General features: G+C 64.5%; 4 protein-coding genes. 3 read left to right on the forward strand and 1 reads right to left on the reverse strand.

The window, feature by feature from the left end:
- Positions 1–234 precede the first annotated feature (234 nt).
- Positions 235–495 carry a hypothetical protein gene (locus AUC71_RS05225; RefSeq protein ID WP_069623412.1) on the forward strand — a complete coding sequence of 87 codons (261 nt, stop codon included), beginning with the start codon at positions 235–237 and terminating at the stop codon, positions 493–495.
- Between the two features lie 125 nt (positions 496–620).
- Here the strand turns inward: AUC71_RS05225 and AUC71_RS05230 are convergent, their stop codons facing one another.
- Positions 621–1,163: a LysE family translocator gene (locus AUC71_RS05230; RefSeq protein ID WP_083238108.1), complete on the reverse strand. Its 543-nt coding sequence runs from the start codon at positions 1,161–1,163 to the stop codon at positions 621–623.
- On the opposite strand from AUC71_RS05230, the gene AUC71_RS19205 reads away from it, so the two are divergent.
- Both AUC71_RS19205 and AUC71_RS05235 read left to right on the forward strand, forming a co-directional pair.
- Positions 1,163–1,339, forward strand: a complete 177-nt coding sequence (locus AUC71_RS19205; protein ID WP_158007704.1) for a hypothetical protein — start codon at positions 1,163–1,165, stop codon at positions 1,337–1,339. The genes AUC71_RS05230 and AUC71_RS19205 overlap by 1 nt on opposite strands.
- A gap of 22 nt (positions 1,340–1,361) precedes the next feature.
- Positions 1,362–2,074: hypothetical protein (locus AUC71_RS05235; protein ID WP_069623413.1), on the forward strand; the 713-nt coding region annotated here is incomplete at its 3' end.

Here is a 2,074-nt window from a genome sequence, read left to right on the forward strand (position 1 = left end):
CCGCCTCCTTGGCGCAGAGCTCAATCTACGCGAGCGGCCCTCAGGTGCGGGTCCAGGAGCCTCAGGAAGCGGAAGCGGGCCCTTTGACGCCCGACCAGACCGGGGCCTCGGCGGCCGCACCAAATACCTCAAATTAAGAGTAAAATTTAACCGTTAGTTCACTCCGTCCCACAGGCAGCAGACGAGGGGTGTAATTGTGACACTCGAAGTTTCCGCGGCTGAGGGAGGCACCCGGTGCGGACGGCAAAGCGGCCATTGCAACATTCCGATCCAGGCGACGCCCAAAAGCAGGAGGCGCTGCGCTATATCCTCGATGCGTGGGAGGAAGCGCTCCACGACGGCATCGAGCCGGAGATGCTCGCCAATGCCGCCCTGTTCGCTGCCCTGGCGGACCTCATCGACGTCTATGGCGAGGGCGCCGTGGCCAAGATGACCTCGGGCCTGTCGCGGCGCATCCATCACGGTGAGTTCACCTTGCGGCGTACCGCGCAGTAGCCGGCTAGCGGAAGTACCGCACCAATCCTTCGACTATCACGCCGCGCCGAAGCCGAACAAGATAGCCGCGACCCGGTTGATCACGTTCAGCCGGCCCTCGGTGAGCTTGTGCCGGATGGTGGCGATCAGCTCGGATAGCCGAGCCACCACAGCAGGCTGCCGCCCATGATGGCGGCCACCAGAATCAGCGCCTCGAGATTGGTGTTGAGGCCGCCGATGAGCGAGCCGAGGCCGCCGATCATCGCCGCCATGCCGAGGACGGCGCCGGGATTGGTCACGGTGAGAATGAAGGTCTGCGGGATGATCCCGGTGTGTTCGAGAAGATGAGACCGCTCGTTGACGGGGGTGGCCAGCACGGGCCGGCACAACAGCAGCGCAAGCCCAAAGGCGATTAGGAGCATGCCGCCCACGAATTGGATGGTGTCGCCGTAGGCGACCATCACGTCGGAAATGGCCGCGATACTGAAGGCCCCGATCGCGGCGAGCACGCCGTCGCCGAGAACCGCGCCTATCCCGGCGGCCAGGCCTCCCCAGAAACCGCGCGAGACGGCGCGCTGGATCACCAGCACGTTGACGGGGCCGATGGGCGCCGCCATGAGCACGCCGATGCCCAGCCCGGCAAGCACGAGCTGGATGCCGGACAGCACAATTTGCGCGCCTGTCTGCAATGCCTCTAGCCTACTCGCCCGTTCACGGGCCGGGCGGACACGCCGCGATCCAGATCTTGGCGGTCCAGATCCTGTCCGAGAGCAATGTCTTGCTCCAGAGCGATGTCTTGCCCGAGAACGATGTCCGGCCCAAGGCCAACCTGGACTTGAAGTTGGTCGCCGTTCTGCGAAATTGACTGCATACGCATGGAGTTATGCATGAATCGGCGGAAAAACCTGGTCACGATCACCCTGGCCGCATTGGTAGCGGGCGCTGCCGTCCTTGTCTACGCCGAGGGCGGCGACATCCCCCCGCGAGCGCAAGCACAAGACAAGACCGCGCCTGTTGACCACGGCGACCGGCTGCCGGACCCGGCCGGAAAGGCAGAAGATAAGAACGCGCCAGCAACCGACGGGCCCAAGGTGCTCTACGACGCCACGGCCCTGCCCGAACCGGTGCAGCGCATTTTGCGAGACATCATCATCGCCGCACGAACCGGCAATATCGAGGCGATGCGGACCGTGCTCGAATCGAACGAACTGAAGCCCATGGTCGCGGCGGCGCATGTGGCCGATCCCATCGCCTATTGGAAGGAACAGTCGGTCGACGGCTCAGGCCGCGACGTGCTCGCCGCCATGCTGAACTTGCTCGATTCCGGCTTCGTGCTGACCGGGAAAGACCATGACGCAATGTATGTCTGGCCGTATTTCGCGGAAGTCGATCTTGCCAAGCTCACGCCGGCGCAGGAGGTGGAGCTCTACCGCGCCGTGCCGCCGAAGCGCGCGGCCGCCATGAAGAAGGCGTGTCCCCGAGCGGGGTGTGGCACTACTTCATTCAGTAGATTTGCTCAGGCGCGTTGCGGAAGCGCTTCGCCGAAACGCACCGGGGCACCCGCCGCCTCGTCCCAGTTCGCCATCCCACATGGCACGAC

It is taken from the genome of Methyloceanibacter marginalis, from assembly GCF_001723295.1.
Classification (GTDB): Bacteria; Pseudomonadota; Alphaproteobacteria; order Rhizobiales; family Methyloligellaceae; genus Methyloceanibacter; species Methyloceanibacter marginalis.

What these genes read in the sequence shown, in the direction of transcription:
- AUC71_RS19205 (WP_158007704.1), top strand. Translation starts at nt 1,163, where the DNA reads ATGCCTCTAGCCTACTCGCCCGTTCACGGGCCGGGCGGACACGCCGCG.